Origin of the sequence: Streptomyces torulosus, assembly GCF_001419765.1 — a bacterium.
In the GTDB taxonomy this organism is placed as follows: Bacteria; Actinomycetota; Actinomycetes; order Streptomycetales; family Streptomycetaceae; genus Streptomyces; species Streptomyces torulosus.
The window spans coordinates 1-17191 of record NZ_LIRK01000226.1 but is presented as its reverse complement, the minus strand read 5'-3'; the positions used below and the strand labels follow the sequence as shown (position 1 = coordinate 17191).

Annotated in this window: 13 protein-coding genes; 9 read left to right on the top strand and 4 right to left on the bottom strand. The window is 70.5% G+C overall.

All coding sequences use genetic code 11. The annotated features are described in order from the left end of the window. From AOK23_RS16360 to eccCa, 3 genes are all read right to left on the bottom strand, one after another. A partial coding sequence (locus AOK23_RS16360) for a hypothetical protein (protein WP_157878051.1) occupies positions 1-187 on the bottom strand: 187 nt, incomplete at its 3' end. After that, entirely contained in the window at positions 187-690 is a 504-nt protein-coding gene (locus AOK23_RS16355) for a hypothetical protein (protein WP_055713444.1), read from the bottom strand. The genes AOK23_RS16360 and AOK23_RS16355, both read right to left, overlap by 1 nt. 103 nt (positions 691-793) lie before the next feature. Then, positions 794-4762: a type VII secretion protein EccCa gene (gene eccCa, locus AOK23_RS16350; RefSeq protein WP_079049514.1), complete on the bottom strand. Its 3969-nt coding sequence runs from the start codon at positions 4760-4762 to the stop codon at positions 794-796. Positions 4763-5079: 317 nt separating this feature from the next. Between eccCa and eccD the strand changes: the two genes are divergently transcribed. The 6 genes from eccD to AOK23_RS16320 all read left to right on the top strand — a co-directional run bounded on the left by eccD (position 5080) and on the right by AOK23_RS16320 (position 12303). Beyond that, positions 5080-6591, top strand: a complete 1512-nt coding sequence (eccD, locus tag AOK23_RS16345; protein WP_206336216.1) for a type VII secretion integral membrane protein EccD — start codon at positions 5080-5082, stop codon at positions 6589-6591. 212 nt (positions 6592-6803) lie between these two features. Further along, positions 6804-7091 carry a 30S ribosomal protein S15 gene (gene rpsO, locus AOK23_RS16340; RefSeq protein ID WP_030583699.1) on the top strand — a complete coding sequence of 96 codons (288 nt, stop codon included), beginning with the start codon at positions 6804-6806 and terminating at the stop codon, positions 7089-7091. Between the two features lie 357 nt (positions 7092-7448). Further along, entirely contained in the window at positions 7449-9668 is a 2220-nt protein-coding gene (locus AOK23_RS16335; RefSeq protein ID WP_055519466.1) for a polyribonucleotide nucleotidyltransferase, read from the top strand. After that, positions 9665-11044 carry a M16 family metallopeptidase gene (locus AOK23_RS16330; RefSeq protein ID WP_055713442.1) on the top strand — a complete coding sequence of 460 codons (1380 nt, stop codon included), beginning with the start codon at positions 9665-9667 and terminating at the stop codon, positions 11042-11044. Before AOK23_RS16335 ends, AOK23_RS16330 begins: the two co-directional genes overlap by 4 nt. 34 nt (positions 11045-11078) lie before the next feature. Further along, the gene (dapB, locus tag AOK23_RS16325) at positions 11079-11831 is read left to right on the top strand and encodes a 4-hydroxy-tetrahydrodipicolinate reductase (protein ID WP_055713441.1); all 753 of its coding nucleotides are present in this window, start codon (positions 11079-11081) and stop codon (positions 11829-11831) included. Positions 11832-11847: 16 nt separating this feature from the next. Next, positions 11848-12303: a tetratricopeptide repeat protein gene (locus AOK23_RS16320; RefSeq protein WP_055713440.1), complete on the top strand. Its 456-nt coding sequence runs from the start codon at positions 11848-11850 to the stop codon at positions 12301-12303. A gap of 64 nt (positions 12304-12367) precedes the next feature. On the opposite strand, the gene AOK23_RS16315 is transcribed toward AOK23_RS16320, so the two are convergent. Further along, a complete protein-coding gene (locus AOK23_RS16315; protein ID WP_055713439.1) occupies positions 12368-12925 on the bottom strand; it encodes a hypothetical protein in 558 nt (185 codons plus the stop codon). Between the two features lie 189 nt (positions 12926-13114). Here AOK23_RS16315 and thyX point away from each other — a divergent pair, with 189 nt between their 5' ends. The 3 genes from thyX to AOK23_RS16300 all read left to right on the top strand — a co-directional run bounded on the left by thyX (position 13115) and on the right by AOK23_RS16300 (position 16837). After that, entirely contained in the window at positions 13115-13855 is a 741-nt protein-coding gene (gene thyX, locus AOK23_RS16310) for an FAD-dependent thymidylate synthase (RefSeq protein WP_055713438.1), read from the top strand. A gap of 227 nt (positions 13856-14082) precedes the next feature. After that, positions 14083-14982, top strand: a complete 900-nt coding sequence (gene dapA, locus AOK23_RS16305) for a 4-hydroxy-tetrahydrodipicolinate synthase (RefSeq protein ID WP_055713437.1) — start codon at positions 14083-14085, stop codon at positions 14980-14982. Between the two features lie 169 nt (positions 14983-15151). After that, complete coding sequence (locus AOK23_RS16300; RefSeq protein ID WP_055713436.1) at positions 15152-16837, top strand: ribonuclease J; 1686 nt, start codon at positions 15152-15154, stop codon at positions 16835-16837. Positions 16838-17191: the final 354 nt, after the last annotated feature.

Here is a 17191-nt window from a genome sequence, read left to right as displayed (position 1 = left end):
TCTTTCCGATGAACTCCTTGGTGACGGTGGCGTTGCAGCCCGCCCAGTCGGCCTTGTCGGCGGCACCCTTGAGCCCGTCCCGGGCGTCCTCCTTCAGCTTCGCCAAGTCGGTGACCATCGTCGACCAGTCCTCGACGGCGTCGTCCAGCAGGCCGAAGTCGGCGGTGCGCAGCGCGTCGAGATCCATCAGCGGCCCTCCTTCCCGCCGCCGGTCCCGTACACCGGGTTCGGCCTGCCCGGCGCGCCGACCCGTTCGTCGAAACCGGCGTCCAGTGAGTCGATGCCGCTGATCAGCCCATGGACGTAGTGGTCGTCCCCCGCGTGCAGTTTCTTGCTGACGGTCATGTGGTTCGAGATGTGCGCGCACGCCTCCCGCAGCGACGCCATCTGCTCGTCCCAGCGGGTCGCGACCTGCCTGAGGCCACCACCGAGCGCGAAACCGCCCCGGGACAGGGCGCCCGCGGCGCTCTCACTCGAGGGCACCGCCCGACGGCCCTTGTCCCACAGGTCGTTGTAGAGGCCGAACGCCTTCCTGCCGATGCGCGCCAGGTCGGCCTGTCCGACCCTGAGATCCCCGTACCGCTCGGGTGCCGGAGCACCGCCACCGGGCTCCAGCTGGTTCAACCGCATGCCGGCCGACTGCCGCTCCGCGGCCCGCGACTTCAGCTGCTCCCACTCGTCCCACGCCACGCCCGAGTCCCTCCCGACTGGTGCCACCCGCCTCGTTCCGCCGGTGGACGCCCAGCCGTTCTACCGGACCCGGGCACGGCTCAGGACGCCGCCGAGACCCCCGTCAGAGGGTCTCCTCCGGGACCAGGCCCGTCTGGACCAGCGGCTTGCCGCGGCGCCGCGACACGAAGATCCCCCGGCCCGCGGGCATCGGACGGGGCCGGACACCACCGAGCAGGTCACCCTCGCCGGGATCACCCGCAAGGACGACACCCTGTGCGCCGAGTTCCTTCATCCGCTGCAGGAACGGCTCGTACGACGCCCGCCCCGCGCCCGCCGTGGAACGGGCGATGATGAACCGCACCCCGACGTCACGGGCGAACGGCAGCAGCTCGGTGAGACCGCTCAACGGGTTGCCGCTCGACGTGGACACCAGGTCGTAGTCGTCGATGACCATGTACACCGTCGGCCCGCGCCACCAGCTGCGGTCCCGCAGCTGCCGCGCGGTCACGTCGGCGGTGGGCGTGCGCCGCTTCATCAGATCCGCGAGGGCCGTCATGTGGTGGTCCATGGCGTTGGACATCGGGATGTACTCGGCCAGGTGGGACGCCGGCGTGACATCCAGCAGGGACCGGCGGTTGTCGACCACGAACAGCTTGCAGTCGTCGCCCGAGTAGCGCTCGGTGAGCTGCTTGACCAGCAGCCGCAGCAGGTTCGACTTGCCCGACTCGCTCTCGCCGAAGACCAGGAAGAACGGGTCCTGCTCGAAGTCCACGAAGACCGGCTCCAGGTTGTCCTCGTCGAGCCCGAACGCGACGCCCTGCCGGGGGAGCCGATCACCCGGCGGCAACTGCTCCACCGGCACCCGCCGCGGCAACAACCGCACCTCCGGCGCGCCCGGCGCCTCCCAGTGCCGTGCGACCTCGCCGGCCAGCGCGGTCGTGGCGTCCGCCAGATCCGTGTCGGAGGTCAGCCCGTCGATCCGCGGCACCGCCGCCATGAAGTGCAGCCTCTGCGGCGACAGACCCCGCCCCGGCACCCCCGTCGGCACGTTCACCGCGACCTTGCGGTCGATCTCGGAGTCCATCGGGTCGCCGAGCCGCAGCTCCAGGCGGTTCATGATGTGGTCCTTGAGATTCGAACGGACCTCCATCGAACGGGACACGGCCAGCACCAGATGGATGCCGTACCCGAGGCCCCGCGCCGCCATGTCCAGGACCACCGCGTCCAGACCCTCGTAGTCCGTGCGGAAGGAGCCCCACCCGTCGATGACGAGGAAGACGTCCCCCCACGGCTGGTCCGAGACCGCGATGTCGCCGCGGGCGCGCCGCGCCCGGAACTCCGCGATCGACGAGATGCCGTGCGCCCGGAAGTACTCCTCCCGGCGCGTCATCACCCCGTACACCTCGGCGACCGTGCGCCGCACCTTCTCCGGGTCCAGCCGCGAGGCCACCCCGCCCACATGCGGCAGCCCGGCCACCGCCGACATGCCGCCACCGCCGAAGTCCAGCCCGTAGAACTGCACCTCGTGCGGCGTGTGCGTGAGCGCGAACGACGAGATCAGGGTGCGCAGCAGCGTCGACTTGCCGGACTGCGGGCCGCCGATGATCTGCATGTGGCCCGCCGCACCGGAGAAGTCCACCCACAGCGGATCACGCCGCTGCTCGAACGGCTTGTCGACGATGCCGACGGGGACGACCAGCCGGCCCGCGCCCTCGTACCCCGGCTGGGTCAGCCCCCGGCCCTCCACGGCCGTCAGCCCGGGCAGCAGCGCGTCCAGCGACGGCGGGCTGTCCAGCGGCGGCAGCCACACCTGGTGGGCCGCCGGGCCCTGCGCCTCCAACCGGCGCACGACCACGTCCAGCACCGTGTCGGCGAGCGCGTCGTCCGCGTCGGACGTGGGCTCCGTACGGGGCCGCGGCACCGCCGCGTACCGCACCGGCACCTCCGCCGCGGTGAACAGCACCGGCTGCCGGTCCACCGGCCGGGGCCCGCCCGCCGCGCCCGAGCCCGCCGCGCCCGAGCGGTACACCCCGGACACGTACGCCGCCTTGAAGCGCACCATCTCGTCCGTGCCGAACTTCAGGAACCCGGAACCCGGCACGTTCGGCAGCTCGTAGGCGTCGGGCACACCCAGCGCGGCCCGCGACTCGGCGGCCGAGAAGGTCCGCAGACCGACGCGGTACGACAGGTACGTCTCCAGGCCCCGCAGTCGCCCCTCCTCCAGGCGCTGCGACGCGAGCAGCAGATGCACGCCCAGCGACCGCCCGATCCGGCCGATCTGCACGAACATCTCGATGAAGTCGGGCTTCGCGGTGAGCAGTTCGCTGAACTCGTCGATCACCAGCACCAGCGAGGGGATCGGCTGGAGCGGGGCACCCGCCGCGCGCGCCTTCTCGTAGTCGTGGATGTTGGCGTAGTTGCCCGCGTCGCGCAGCATCTCCTGGCGGCGGTTGAGCTCGCCCCGGATGGAGTCGCCCATGCGGTCGACCAGGGTGAGATCGTCGGCCAGGTTGGTGATCACGGCGGCGACGTGCGGCATCCGGGCCATACCGGCGAAGGTCGCGCCGCCCTTGAAGTCGGCGAGGACGAAGTTCAGGGTCTCCGAGGAGTGCGTCACCGCGAGGCCGAGCACGAGCGTGCGCAGCAGCTCCGACTTGCCGGAGCCCGTGGCGCCCACACACAGACCGTGCGGCCCCATGCCCTCCTGCGCGGCCTCCTTCAGGTCGAGCATCACGGGCCGGCCGTCCTCGCCGACACCGATCGGCACTCTCAGCCGCTCGGCGAGCGCACGCGGCCGCCAGGTCCGGTTCGTGTCCACCGACGCCGCGTCCCCGAGGCCCAGCAGATCCGTGAACTCCAGGTTGGCGAGCAGCGGTTCGTCGTCGTCCCCGCCCGACGCCATGCGCAGCGGCGCCAACTGCCGCGCCAGCGCCTCCGCCGCCGCGTACGACAGCGCGTCGGGCACCCCCTCGTAGACCAGCCCGTGCCCCGACTCCAGGTGCAGCGACCCGGGGTGCACGAGCACGGAGAGGTCGCCACGGGCGCCGCCCGGCTCGCCGGGCACGACCTCGACGACGGTCACGCCCTGGAGGCCCTCGGCGGAGGCGAGGACGGAGTCCGGCGGCAGGGACACCCCGTCGAGCACGACCACGATGTGCGGCTCCTCGGGGAGCGGTGCCGCGCCGGGGTGGAAGCGGGGGCGGCCGGTGAGACGCTGGGCCAGCAGGTCCTCCAGGTCGCGGGGATCGCCGCCGATGAGACGGCGGCTGCCGGCGCCGTCCGCGGCACCGGGCGCCTGCACGTGCGGCAGCCACTTGGCCCACTCCCAGTGCGGCAGGGCCTCCCGCCCGGCCATCACCACGATCATCAGGTCCGCCGGCGAGTGCAGCGCGGCCAGCGAGCCGGTCAGGGCACGCACCGACGCCCGTACGGACTCCTGCTCGCCGCCCACGGTGACATGGTGGAAGGCGCGCAGCGACACCGCCATCGGCAGGTCGTCGAGGGTGTCGTGGGTGGCGAGGAAGCGCTGCATCGCGCCCGCCGCCAGCGGCTCCAACTGCTCGACCGGCCCGGTCTCCGGGGCGATCAGCGGGGTGGCGAGGCCCTGCGGGCCGAGGCCGATGCGGACCTGCGCGAAGTCCTCGTCACCCGGCCGCCGTTCCCACAGCCGGCTGCCCTCGGCGACCAGCGCCCACAGCTGGTCGGGGGAGGGGTGCAGGTAGTACTGGGCGTCGCGCTGCTTCCCGGCGGTCTCGACGGCGGAGCGCCGGGCCTGCGACAGGTACAGCAGATAGTCGCGGCGGATGTCCGCCAACTGCGTCTGGGAACCGCGGCGGTAGCGCACCACCATCGCGATGGACATGGCGATCGTCGACGCGATCATCACCATGCCCATCACCTTCATGAACGGATGGCCGCTCGTGAAGAAGAAGACCACCGAGCCGCCCATGCCGAGCGTGGGCAGCAACTGCAGCAGCACGCTCTCCTGTTGGCCGCGCGGCAACTCCGGCGGAGGCTGCAGGACGACCTCGTTCGTCGGCACCTCGGACGGCAGCGCCCTCGGTGGACGCTTCACAACGATCTGGCTCACCGCTCACCAATTCCCTTGCCGGACCCGGAGAGTTCCGTCCGCCGCCCTGTGTCGGGCGGACGCGGGCCGCCGCGCGATCCTACTGACCCGGGCCCCCGCCGACGGGCGGTAGGGTGCCGGTGGATTCGCGTGAGCACACGCGAATCCGGTCGGCGAAACAGGGCAATCCGCGCGATGCGGAGCCGCCCGGACACCGGCGGCCGACCGCACGGACCCCTCCCTCGCGCCCCGCGGGACCACCCGTGGGACGACCCCGGGGAAGGGGCGCAGGACCTTCACACCGCGGACGCGGAACCAACACCAAGGGGGAGCAGCAGGTGAGCATGACGGCCTCCGCGACGGCAGCCGGAGCGGGCGCGCCCGGCCAGGGAGCCCCGGCCGGGGCCGGTACGGGACTGGGCTTCTGCCGGGTCACGATCGTCGCGCCCGACAGCCGCATCGACGTGGCGCTGCCGGACGACGTGCCGGTCGCCGACCTCTGCCCGGAGATCCTCAGGCTCTCCCGGCAGAGCCCCGCCGAGGGCGCCCCGGTCGGCTACCACCTCGTGCGCCGCGACGGCACGGTCCTCGACAGCGCCCGCTCCTTCGCCGCTCAGCGCATTCTCGACGGCGAACTTCTCACCCTGCGGCCCTTCGCCGACTCGCTGCCCCCGGCCGTCTTCGACGACGTCTCCGAAGCGGTGGCCTCCGCCGTGACCCGCGACCACCGGCTGTGGAGCGGCGATCTGACGCGCGCCGCCGGCCTCGTCGGCGGCGGCGTCCTGCCCGTCCTGCTCGCCTTCGTCGTCTGGACCGCCGACCCCCGGCACGACATGCACAGCCGGATCGGCGTCCTCGCGGCCGTGGCCGGTGTCGTCCTCCTCGCCCTCGCCGCCGTCCGCGCCCGGATCTACGACGACCGCGCCTCCGCCGTCGCCCTCGGGATCGGCGCCCTGGTGAACGCGGGCGTCGGCGGTTCCGGGCTCCTCCCGCTCACGGACGGCCAAGGCGTCGGCAAACTCCAGTTCCTGCTCGGCTGCGCGGCCGTGCTGGTGGCCTCCGTCGTCCTGACCGTCTGCTCCCCGCGCGGCGACGGCCCGTTCGTCGCCTGCGTGTTCGCCTCCGCCGTCGCCATGGTCACGGTGTTCGTCGCGATCCTGCTGAGCTGGACGCCCACCGAGATCGCCGCCCTGTGCGCCCCCCTCGCCGTCATGACCCTGGCCTTCCTGCCCGGCATGTCCATGCGGTTCGCCCGCCTCCCCATCGGCTACGAACCCCCGAGCACCGGCCGCGCCGCGTACGGCGCCGACCCCGCCCCCCAGGAGCCGGTCGACCTGGCCCGGATCGAGGCCCAGGCCCGACGCGGCCACGAACTGCTGGTCGGCCTCGTCGGCGGCTGCGCCCTGCTCGCCGTCGCCTCCGCCGCCGTCCTCGGCTTCTCCGGCGACGTCTGGGCGCAGCTGCTCGCGTTCGCGACGGCCGCCGCCCTCCTGATGCGGGCCCAGCTCTTCCGCTACACCGCCCAGGTCGGCGCCTGCCTCGCCGCGGGCCTCGGCTCCCTCGTCCTGCTGGGCCTCGGGCTGGCCCTCGACCCTCCGCACTCGGTGATCCGTGAGGCCCTCACCGGCGATCGCACGGCCCTGGAGATCCGCACCGTCTGGCTCGTCGTCGCCATCGCCGCGCTGGCCGCGCTGATCACCGCGATCGGCCTGATCGTCCCCCGCGGCGGCCTCACCCCCTTCTGGGGCCGCTTCCTGGAGATCTTCGAGGGCTTCGTCCTGCTGACCCTGATCCCGCTGGCCCTGGCCGTCTTCGACGTCTACACCGCCGCCCGCGCCATGACCGGCTGACCGCGCACCCCGCATCGACCGGGCCCCGGGCAGGACCGTCCTGGCGTGCTGGTACGCTGTGTGACGGCCGTCTGTGTACGCACCCCGCGGACTCCCTCCAGGGACCCCGCGAGGCAGCGCCGACGGATCCCGCCACCCGAGTCACAGAAGTCCCCCTGAGACGAAGACCAGGGGCGCTCGGTGGCATCGAAGAGACTCAGAAGGAGTATCGCGTGTCGCTCGACGCCGCTACGAAGAAGCAGATCATCGCCGAGTTCGGTACCAAGGAGGGCGACACCGGCTCCCCCGAGGTCCAGGTCGCGATGCTCTCGCGCCGTATCTCGGACCTGACCGAGCACCTCAAGACCCACAAGCACGACCACCACTCCCGTCGTGGTCTGCTGATCCTGGTCGGTCAGCGCCGCCGTCTGCTGCAGTACCTGGCCAAGAAGGACATCCAGCGCTTCCGTACGCTGGTCGACCGCCTCGGCATCCGCCGCGGTGCGGCCGGCGCCAAGTAGGACGCCGTGAAGGGAGCGGTTCCCGAAACGATCGGGGGCCGCTCCCTTTGCCGTACGTACGGACCTTGCCGTACGTACGGAAACGTGCGGAGTGTCACCGCCCCTTTGTAGTGTGGTAGCACAACGCCATATGGACGACACAGCGTGAGGACACCCGGGACGGGTGACCGCACGCGACCGAACGAGGAGAAGCGCACCACGCCGCCGCCGGTCCTCGGTAGTGGCCCCCGGGGCAGCGAACCCCGGGTGCTTCGATCGAAGACCGGCCCGCACCGCACGGAGCGCTTCTCCGCCACCGTCCCCCTGTCACACGGACAGCGCGGGACAAAAGACGACAACGTAACGGAGAGATCGCTAGTGGAGAACGAGACCCACTACGCCGAGGCCGTCATCGACAACGGTTCCTTCGGCACCCGCACCATCCGCTTCGAGACGGGCCGCCTGGCCAAGCAGGCCGCCGGCTCCGCCGTGGCGTACCTGGACGACGACACCATGGTGCTGTCGGCCACCACCGCCTCCAAGAACCCCAAGGACCAGCTCGACTTCTTCCCCCTCACGGTGGACGTCGAGGAGCGGATGTACGCCGCCGGCAAGATCCCCGGCAGCTTCTTCCGCCGTGAGGGCCGTCCCTCCGAGGACGCCATCCTCACCTGCCGCCTCATCGACCGCCCGCTGCGCCCGTCCTTCAAGAAGGGCCTGCGCAACGAGATCCAGGTCGTCGCCACGATCATGGCGCTGAACCCCGACCACCTGTACGACGTCGTGGCGATCAACGCCGCCTCGGCGTCCACGCAGCTGGCCGGTCTGCCCTTCTCCGGCCCGATCGGCGGCGTCCGCGTCGCGCTGATCAACGGCCAGTGGGTGGCCTTCCCGACGCACTCCGAGCTCGAGGACGCCGTCTTCGACATGGTCGTCGCGGGCCGCACCCTGGAGGACGGCGACGTCGCGATCATGATGGTCGAGGCCGAGGCCACCGAGAAGACCATCCAGCTGGTCAAGGGCGGCGCCGAGGCGCCGACCGAGGAGGTCGTCGCCGCCGGTCTGGACGCCGCGAAGCCCTTCATCAAGGTCCTCTGCAAGGCCCAGTCCGACCTCGCGTCGAAGGCCGCCAAGCCCACCGGCGAGTTCCCGATCTTCCTCGACTACCAGGACGACGTCCTGGAGGCCCTCACGGCCGCCGTCAAGGACGAGCTCGCCCAGGCGCTCACCATCGCCGGCAAGCAGGAGCGCGAGAGCGAGCTGGACCGCGTCAAGGCGCTCGCCGCCGAGAAGCTGCTCCCGCAGTTCGAGGGCCGCGAGAAGGAGATCTCCGCCGCGTACCGCTCGCTGACCAAGTCCCTGGTCCGTGAGCGCGTCATCAAGGAGAAGAAGCGCATCGACGGCCGTGGCGTCACGGACATCCGTACGCTCGCCGCCGAGGTCGAGGCCATCCCGCGTGTGCACGGCTCCGCCGTGTTCGAGCGTGGCGAGACCCAGATCCTGGGCGTCACCACCCTCAACATGCTCCGCATGGAGCAGCAGCTCGACACCCTGTCGCCGGTGACGCGCAAGCGCTACATGCACAACTACAACTTCCCGCCGTACTCCACCGGCGAGACGGGCCGCGTCGGCTCCCCGAAGCGCCGCGAGATCGGCCACGGCGCCCTCGCCGAGCGCGCCCTCGTCCCGGTCCTGCCGACGCGCGAGGAGTTCCCCTACGCGATCCGCCAGGTCTCCGAGGCGCTCAGCTCGAACGGCTCGACCTCCATGGGTTCGGTCTGCGCCTCCACCATGTCGCTGCTGAACGCCGGTGTGCCGCTGAAGGCCCCCGTCGCCGGTATCGCCATGGGCCTGATCTCCCAGGAGATCGACGGCGAGACGCACTACGTCACCCTCACCGACATCCTCGGTGCGGAGGACGCCTTCGGCGACATGGACTTCAAGGTCGCCGGCACCAAGGAGTTCGTCACCGCCCTCCAGCTCGACACCAAGCTGGACGGCATCCCGGCCTCCGTCCTGGCCGCCGCCCTCAAGCAGGCCCGTGACGCCCGCCTCCACATCCTCGACGTGATGATGGAAGCGATCGACACGCCGGACGAGATGTCCCCCAACGCCCCGCGGATCATCACCGTCAAGATCCCCGTGGACAAGATCGGCGAGGTCATCGGCCCCAAGGGCAAGATGATCAACCAGATCCAGGAGGACACCGGCGCCGAGATCACGATCGAGGACGACGGCACCATCTACATCGGTGCCGCCGACGGCCCGGCCGCCGAGGCCGCCCGCGCCACGATCAACGGCATCGCCAACCCGACCATGCCGGAGGTCGGCGAGCGCTACCTGGGCACCGTCGTGAAGACGACGACCTTCGGCGCGTTCGTGTCGCTGCTCCCGGGCAAGGACGGTCTGCTGCACATCTCGCAGATCCGCAAGCTCGCCGGCGGCAAGCGCGTGGAGAACGTCGAGGACGTGCTCGGCGTGGGCGCCAAGGTCCAGGTCGAGATCGCCGAGATCGACTCCCGCGGCAAGCTCTCCCTCATCCCCGTGATCGAGGGCGAAGAGGGCTCGGACGAGAAGAAGGACGACGCCGACAAGTGACGTCGCGTAGCTCCAAGGCGACGGCCCGCACCTCCACGGAGGCGCGGGCCGTCGCCCGTACCCAAACCCTGATCAAGGGCGCCGGCGGCATCGGCACGGTCCGCAGGACCACCCTCCCGGGCGGCCTGCGCATCGTCACCGAGACCCTGCCGTCGGTGCGGTCCGCGACCTTCGGCATCTGGGCCCACGTCGGCTCCCGCGACGAGACGCCCGCTCTGAACGGCGCCACGCACTACCTGGAGCACCTGCTCTTCAAGGGCACGACCCGGCGCAGCGCGCTCGACATATCGTCCGCGATCGACGCGGTCGGCGGCGAGATGAACGCGTTCACCGCGAAGGAGTACACGTGCTACTACGCGCGCGTGCTCGACTCCGACCTTCCCCTCGCCATCGACGTCGTCTGCGACATGCTCACCGGCTCGCTGATCCGCGAGGAGGACGTCGACGTCGAACGCGGCGCCATCCTCGAAGAGATCGCGATGACCGAGGACGACCCGGGCGACTGCGTGCACGACCTGTTCGCGCACACCATGTTCGGCGACACCCCCCTCGGCCGCCCCGTCCTCGGCACGGTCGACACGGTCAACGCCCTCACCGCCGACCGCATCCGCCGCTTCTACAAGAAGCACTACGACCCCACCCACCTCGTGGTCGCCTGCGCCGGCAACGTCGACCACAACAAGGTCGTACGACAGGTCCGCGCGGCCTTCGAGAAGGCGGGCGCCCTCAGCCGCGCCGACGCCACCCCGATCGCCCCGCGCGAGGGTCGGCGCAGCCTCCGCACGGCCGGCCGCGTCGAGCTGATCGGCCGCAAGACCGAGCAGGCCCATGTCGTCCTCGGCATGCCCGGCCTGGCCCGCACCGACGAGCGCCGCTGGGCCCTCGGGGTCCTCAACACCGCGCTCGGCGGCGGCATGTCCTCCCGCCTCTTCCAGGAGGTCCGGGAGAAGCGCGGCCTCGCCTACAGCGTGTACTCGTACACGTCCGGCTTCGCCGACTGCGGCCTCTTCGGCGTCTACGCCGGCTGCCGCCCCTCCCAGGTCCACGACGTGCTCAAGATCTGCCGCGACGAACTGGACCAGGTCGCCGAGCACGGACTGCCCGACGACGAGATCGAGCGGGCCATCGGCCAGCTGAAGGGCTCCACCGTCCTCGGCCTGGAGGACACCGGCGCCCTCATGAACCGCATCGGCAAGAGCGAGCTGTGCTGGGGCGAGCAGATGTCCGTCGACGAGATGCTGACCCGGATCGCCATGGTGACACCGGACGAGGTCCGCGCCGTGGCCCGCGACGTCCTGGGGCAGCGCCCCTCCCTGTCGGTGATCGGCCCGCTCAAGGACAAACAGGCGTCCCGACTCCACGACACCGTCGCCTGACCCCTCCCACAAGGCCCAGAAGGAAGCAAGACAGATGAGCAAGCTGCGCGTGGCGGTCCTCGGTGCCCAGGGCCGTATCGGCTCCGAGGCGGTCAAGGCCGTCGAGGCCGCCGAGGACATGGAACTGGTCGCCGCCCTGAGCCGGGGCGACAAGCTGGAGACCCTCACCGAGCAGGGCGCCCAGGTCGCCGTGGAACTGACCACGCCCGCCTCGGTCATGGACAACCTCGACTTCTGCGTCCGCCACGGCATCCACGCGGTCGTCGGCACCACGGGCTGGACGGACGAGCGTCTCGCGCGGCTGAAGGGCTGGCTGGACGGCTCCCCGGAGACCGGCGTGCTCATCGCGCCCAACTTCTCCATCGGGGCCGTCCTCACCATGAAGTTCGCGCAGATCGCCGCGCCCTACTTCGAGTCCGTCGAGGTCGTCGAGCTGCACCACCCGAACAAGGTCGACGCCCCCAGCGGCACCGCCACCCGCACCGCCCAGCTCATCGCCGAGGCCCGCCGCGCCGCCGGCACCGCCCCGGCACCGGACGCCACCGCCACGGGCCTGGACGGCGCGCGGGGCGCCGACGTCGACGGCGTCCCCGTCCACGCCGTACGCCTGCGGGGCCTCCTCGCCCACCAGGAGGTGCTGCTCGGCGGCGAGGGCGAGACCCTGACGGTCCGTCATGACTCCCTGCACCACAGCAGCTTCATGCCCGGCATCCTGCTCGGCGCCCGCCGCGTGGTGCAGACCCCGGGCCTCACCTTCGGCCTCGAACACTTCCTCGACCTGGGCTGATCGGCCGGCACCCACCATGCGCGCGAAGATCACCTACGCCGTCACGGCAGCCGTCCTGGTCGTCTACTTCGTCCTGGTCGGCAGCCGCGGGGTCATGCTCATCGAGACCGGCACGCCGATCACGATCGCCTTCGGCGTCGCCGTCCTCGTCCTGCCCGCGATCGGCATCTGGTTCCTGTGGAAGAACACCCAGTTCGTCCGTAGGGCCAACCAGCTCGCCGCCGAACTCGACGCCGAAGGCGGCCTGCCCGTCGACGAGTTGAAGCGCACCCCGAGCGGCCGCATCGACCGCGCCTCGGCCGACGAGGTCTTCGCGCGGCGCAAGGCGGAGACCGAGGACGCCCCCGACGACTGGCGCACCTGGTTCCGCCTCGCCGTCGCCTACCACGACGCCCGCGACACCCCGCGCGCCCGCAAGGCGATGCAGCGCGCCATCGCCCTCCACGACGGCAAGCCGATCCCGACCGCCTGACATCCCACCGACGGGTGAGGGGCCGGCCCGCACACGCGGACCGGCCCCTCACCCGTTCGGTCGACTACGCGGCGCGTCCGTACGTCGCCGCCCATGCCCCGATCGTGTCGGCCGCCCGGTCGAAGGCCTCCGTACGCGCCAGGAAGTCGGCGTTGTGGCTGGTCATCAGCGGCGTCACATACTCCTGGACCCGGTCCCTGCGCACCAGGAGCAGCGCCTGCCCCTGCACGGACCGCGGCAGCCCGAGCCACCGCACCGGCTGCTGCACCGTGCGCACCGACACGCTCGGCTCCCAGGACGCCGTACGCGTCCGGAAGAAGCTCACCTGACGCACGCCCCGCGCACTCACCCAGATGCCGACCCGTAGCAGCCGCAGGGTGCAGGCGATGATCAGCAGCGCCGCCCCGAAGCACAGCGCGCCCGCCTGCGGCGTCTCGGCCGCCGCGATGATGACCGCCGCGACCAGCACGTATGACGCGAGCAGCAGCAGGAGCGCGGCCGCGCCGACCCGCCACGGGCCGGGACGGTAGGGCCGCCGCCAGCGGTCGCGGTCGTCGAACGGCAGCGCCTCGTCCACCGCCTGGTCGAAGGCGCGATCGGCGGTCAGGAAGGGCAGGGGCACGGCTGATCCTCACTCAATGCACGCACAGGTTGTGCCGGGTGAGGCTACCGAGCCGGACCCGGGCCCACCACTCTCGGGAGGCCGATGGGGGCACAAGGCGGTACAACTCAGGCCATCCGCCCCCTTGTCGGTGGCGGCCCGTAGAGTGGGCGCCGCCCGAGAGCAGCAATGGGAAGGACCTTTCGAGCCGTGACCGACACCCCCGCCGACGATCTCAAGCCCAGCTTCCGCAGCGATGTCACCGTCGAGCTGGTCAAGCACAGCGCGTCCGACTCCGACGTCCTGTGGGCCGCCCGCGTCTCCACCGCCGGCGAGCAGTCGCTGGACGAGCTGAAGAAGGACCCGGAGCGCTCCAAGGGCCTCATCAACTACCTCATGCGGGACCGGCACGGCAGCCCCTTCGAGCACAACTCGATGACCTTCTTCATCAGCGCCCCGATCTTCGTCTTCCGCGAGTTCATGCGCCACCGCGTGGGCTGGAGCTACAACGAGGAGAGCGGCCGCTACAGGGAGCTCCAGCCCGTCTTCTACGTCCCCGACGAGTCCCGCAAGCTCGTCCAGGAGGGACGCCCCGGCAAGTACGTCTTCGTCGAGGGCACCCAGGCCCAGCAGGAGCTGGTCGGCCGGATCACGGAGGACGCGTACGTCCACGCCTACGAGGCGTACCAGGAGATGCTCGGCGCCGGCGTCGCCCGCGAGGTCGCCCGTACGGTCCTCCCGGTCGGCCTGTACTCCTCGATGTACGCCACGTGCAACGCGCGCTCGCTGATGCACTTCCTCGGCCTGCGCACCCAGCACGAGCTGGCGAAGGTGCCGTCCTTCCCGCAGCGGGAGATCGAGATGGTCGGCGAGAAGATGGAGGCCGCGTGGGCCGAGCTCATGCCGCTGACCTATGCCGCCTTCAACGCCAACGGCCGGGTCGCCCCCTGAGGCGCGGACACGTCGATGAACAGATGCGTTTCGGCCAGGCACAGATGTACGGGTCAGCCGAGTGAAGTGTCCGTATTGCGGCATTTCGCGAAGTTCATCTAGCCTGATCAAACGGACCCGGCACTGCTTGAACCCCCGAGCAGGCAGTGCCGGGCTCCGCATTTGTCCTGACTTTTCCCGGCCCCCGAGGGCAGACCGCGCCCTGAGCAACGAGTAGCGTGTTACCCATGGCTCCGACCTCGACTCCGCAGACCCCCTTCGGGCGGGTCCTCACCGCCATGGTCACGCCCTTCACGGCGGACGGCGCACTCGACCTCGACGGCGCGCAGCGGCTCGCCACCCACCTGGTGGACGCAGGCAACGACGGCCTGGTGATCAACGGGACCACCGGTGAGTCCCCCACCACCAGCGACGCGGAGAAATCGGACCTGGTACGAGCCGTCCTGGAGGCCGTGGGCGATCGCGCCCACATCCTCGCCGGCGTCGGCACGAACGACACCCACCACAGCATCGAGCTGGCCCGCGCCGCCGAGCGGATCGGCGCGCACGGCCTCCTCGTCGTCACGCCGTACTACAACAAGCCCCCGCAGGAGGGCCTGTACCGCCACTTCAGGGCCATCGCGGACGCCGCCGACCTCCCGGTCATGCTCTACGACATCCCGGGCCGCAGCGGCGTCCCCATCGACACCGAGACGATCGTCCGCCTCGCCGAGCATCCGCGGATCGTCGCCAACAAGGACGCCAAGGGCGACCTCGGCCGCGCCAGCTGGGCCATCGCCCGCTCCGGCCTCGCCTGGTACTCCGGCGACGACATGCTGAACCTGCCGCTGCTCTCCGTGGGCGCGGTCGGCTTCGTCTCCGTCGTGGGCCACGTCGTCACCCCGGAGCTGCGCAGCCTCGTCGAGGCGTACGCCTCCGGCGACGTCCAGAAGGCCACCGAGATCCACCAGAAGCTGCTCCCGGTCTTCACGGGCATGTTCCGCACCCAGGGCGTGATGACCACCAAGGCGGCGCTCGCCCTCCAGGGACTGCCCGCCGGACCGCTGCGCGCCCCCATGGTCGAGCTCTCGCCCGAGGAGACCGCCCAGCTCAAGATCGATCTTGCTGCCGGCGGGGTACAGCTCTAACAGCAGACTTCGCGCGGCGCGACCTGGCATCGCACAGTGCGGCACCCGACTTCACAACTGAATACGCAGGACGCGAGTGCCTGCATCCCCATACACAACTGCTTATGCACGAACGTCACGCGCGCCACGTGCCACTGAGGCACGTGGCGCGCGTGGTGAGGAGAGTCTTTTGAGTCATCCGCATCCTGAACTGGGCTCGCCCCCGCCCCTGCCCGAAGGTGGCCTGCGGGTCACCCCGCTCGGCGGCCTTGGCGAGATCGGCCGGAACATGACCGTCTTCGAGTACGGCGGCCGACTGCTGATCGTCGACTGCGGAGTGCTTTTCCCCGAGGAGGAGCAGCCCGGAATCGACCTGATCCTGCCGGACTTCTCGTCCATCCGGGACCGCCTCGACGACATCGAGGGCATCGTCCTCACGCACGGCCACGAGGACCACATCGGTGGTGTCCCGTATCTGCTGCGCGAGAAGCCCGACATCCCGCTGATCGGCTCCAAGCTGACCCTCGCCCTCATCGAGGCCAAGCTCCAGGAGCACCGCATCCGCCCGTACACCCTCGAGGTGGCGGAGGGGAACCGCGAACGCATCGGTCCCTTCGACTGTGAGTTCGTCGCGGTCAACCACTCCATCCCCGACGCCCTGGCCGTGGCGATCCGCACGCCGGCGGGCATGGTCGTCCACACCGGCGACTTCAAGATGGACCAGCTTCCGCTGGACAACCGTCTGACCGATCTCCACGCGTTCGCCCGGCTGAGCGAGGAGGGCATCGACCTCCTCCTCTCCGACTCGACCAACGCCGAGGTCCCGGGCTTCACCCCGCACGAGCGGGACATTTCGAATGTCCTGCGCCAGGTCTTCGCGGGCGCCCAGAAGCGCATCATCGTGGCCAGCTTCGCCAGCCACGTCCACCGCATCCAGCAGATCCTGGACGCGGCCCACGAGTACGGCCGTCGGGTCGCCTTCGTCGGCCGCTCGATGGTCCGCAACATGGGCATCGCCCGGGACCTGGGCTATCTGAGGGTCCCGCCGGGCCTGGTCGTGGACGTGAAGACACTCGACGACCTGCCCGACCACGAGGTCGTCCTCGTCTGCACGGGCTCCCAGGGCGAGCCGATGGCGGCCCTGTCCCGCATGGCCAACCGGGACCACCAGATCCGCATCGTCCAGGGCGACACGGTGATCCTGGCCTCGTCGCTGATCCCCGGCAACGAGAACGCGGTCTACCGCGTCATCAACGGCCTGACCCGCTGGGGCGCCAACGTCATCCACAAGGGCAACGCCAAGGTCCATGTCTCCGGACACGCCTCGGCCGGCGAGCTGCTGTACTTCTACAACATCTGCCGCCCGAAGAACCTGATGCCGGTCCACGGCGAATGGCGCCATCTGCGCGCCAACGCCGAGCTGGGCGCCATGACCGGCGTCCCGCACGACCGCATCGTCATCGCCGAGGACGGCGTCGCCGTCGACCTCGTCGAGGGCAAGGCGAGGATCTCCGGCAAGGTCCAGGCGGGTTACGTCTACGTCGACGGCCTCTCGGTCGGCGATGTCGGCGAGCCGGCCCTGAAGGACCGCAAGATCCTGGGTGACGAGGGCATCATCTCCGTCTTCCTGGTCGTGGACGCCTCCACCGGCAAGATCACCGGTGGCCCGCACATCCAGGCCCGCGGCTCCGGTATCGAGGACTCCGCCTTCGGCGACGTCGTCCCGAGGATCACCGAAGTCCTGGAGCGTTCGGCGCAGGACGGGGTCGTCGAGCCCCACCAGCTGCAGCAACTCGTCCGACGCACCCTGGGCAAGTGGGTCTCGGACACATACCGACGCAGGCCGATGATCCTGCCTGTGGTGGTTGAAGTCTGACCCTCCGTCAGCGCCTGACTGGGAGCGGGGCCCCTCGATTTGCATCGGGGCGCCCCGCTCCAGTACGTTTACGGCTCCGCCCAGGGGGGAACCCGACGCAACTGTGCGTCAGGAGCCACCCGGACCGGGCGGAAATTCCGACTCAGAGCTTCTGATAGAGTCGGAACCGCCGGAAAGGGAAACGCGAAAGCGAGAACCTGGAAAGCACCGAGGAAATCGGATCGGAAAACGATCTGATAGAGTCGGAAACGCAAGACCGAAGGGAAGCGCCCGGAGGAAAGCCCGAGAAGATACTCGGGTGAGTACAAAGGAAGCGTCCGTTCCTTGAGAACTCAACAGCGTGCCAAAAATCAA

Bases quoted from the DNA above. Each gene is read 5' to 3' on its own strand.
- dapB (WP_055713441.1), top strand. From the start codon at position 11,079: ATGAGCAAGCTGCGCGTGGCGGTCCTCGGTGCCCAGGGCCGTATCGGC.
- AOK23_RS16320 (WP_055713440.1), top strand. From the start codon at position 11,848: ATGCGCGCGAAGATCACCTACGCCGTCACGGCAGCCGTCCTGGTCGTC.
- dapA (WP_055713437.1), top strand. From the start codon at position 14,083: ATGGCTCCGACCTCGACTCCGCAGACCCCCTTCGGGCGGGTCCTCACC.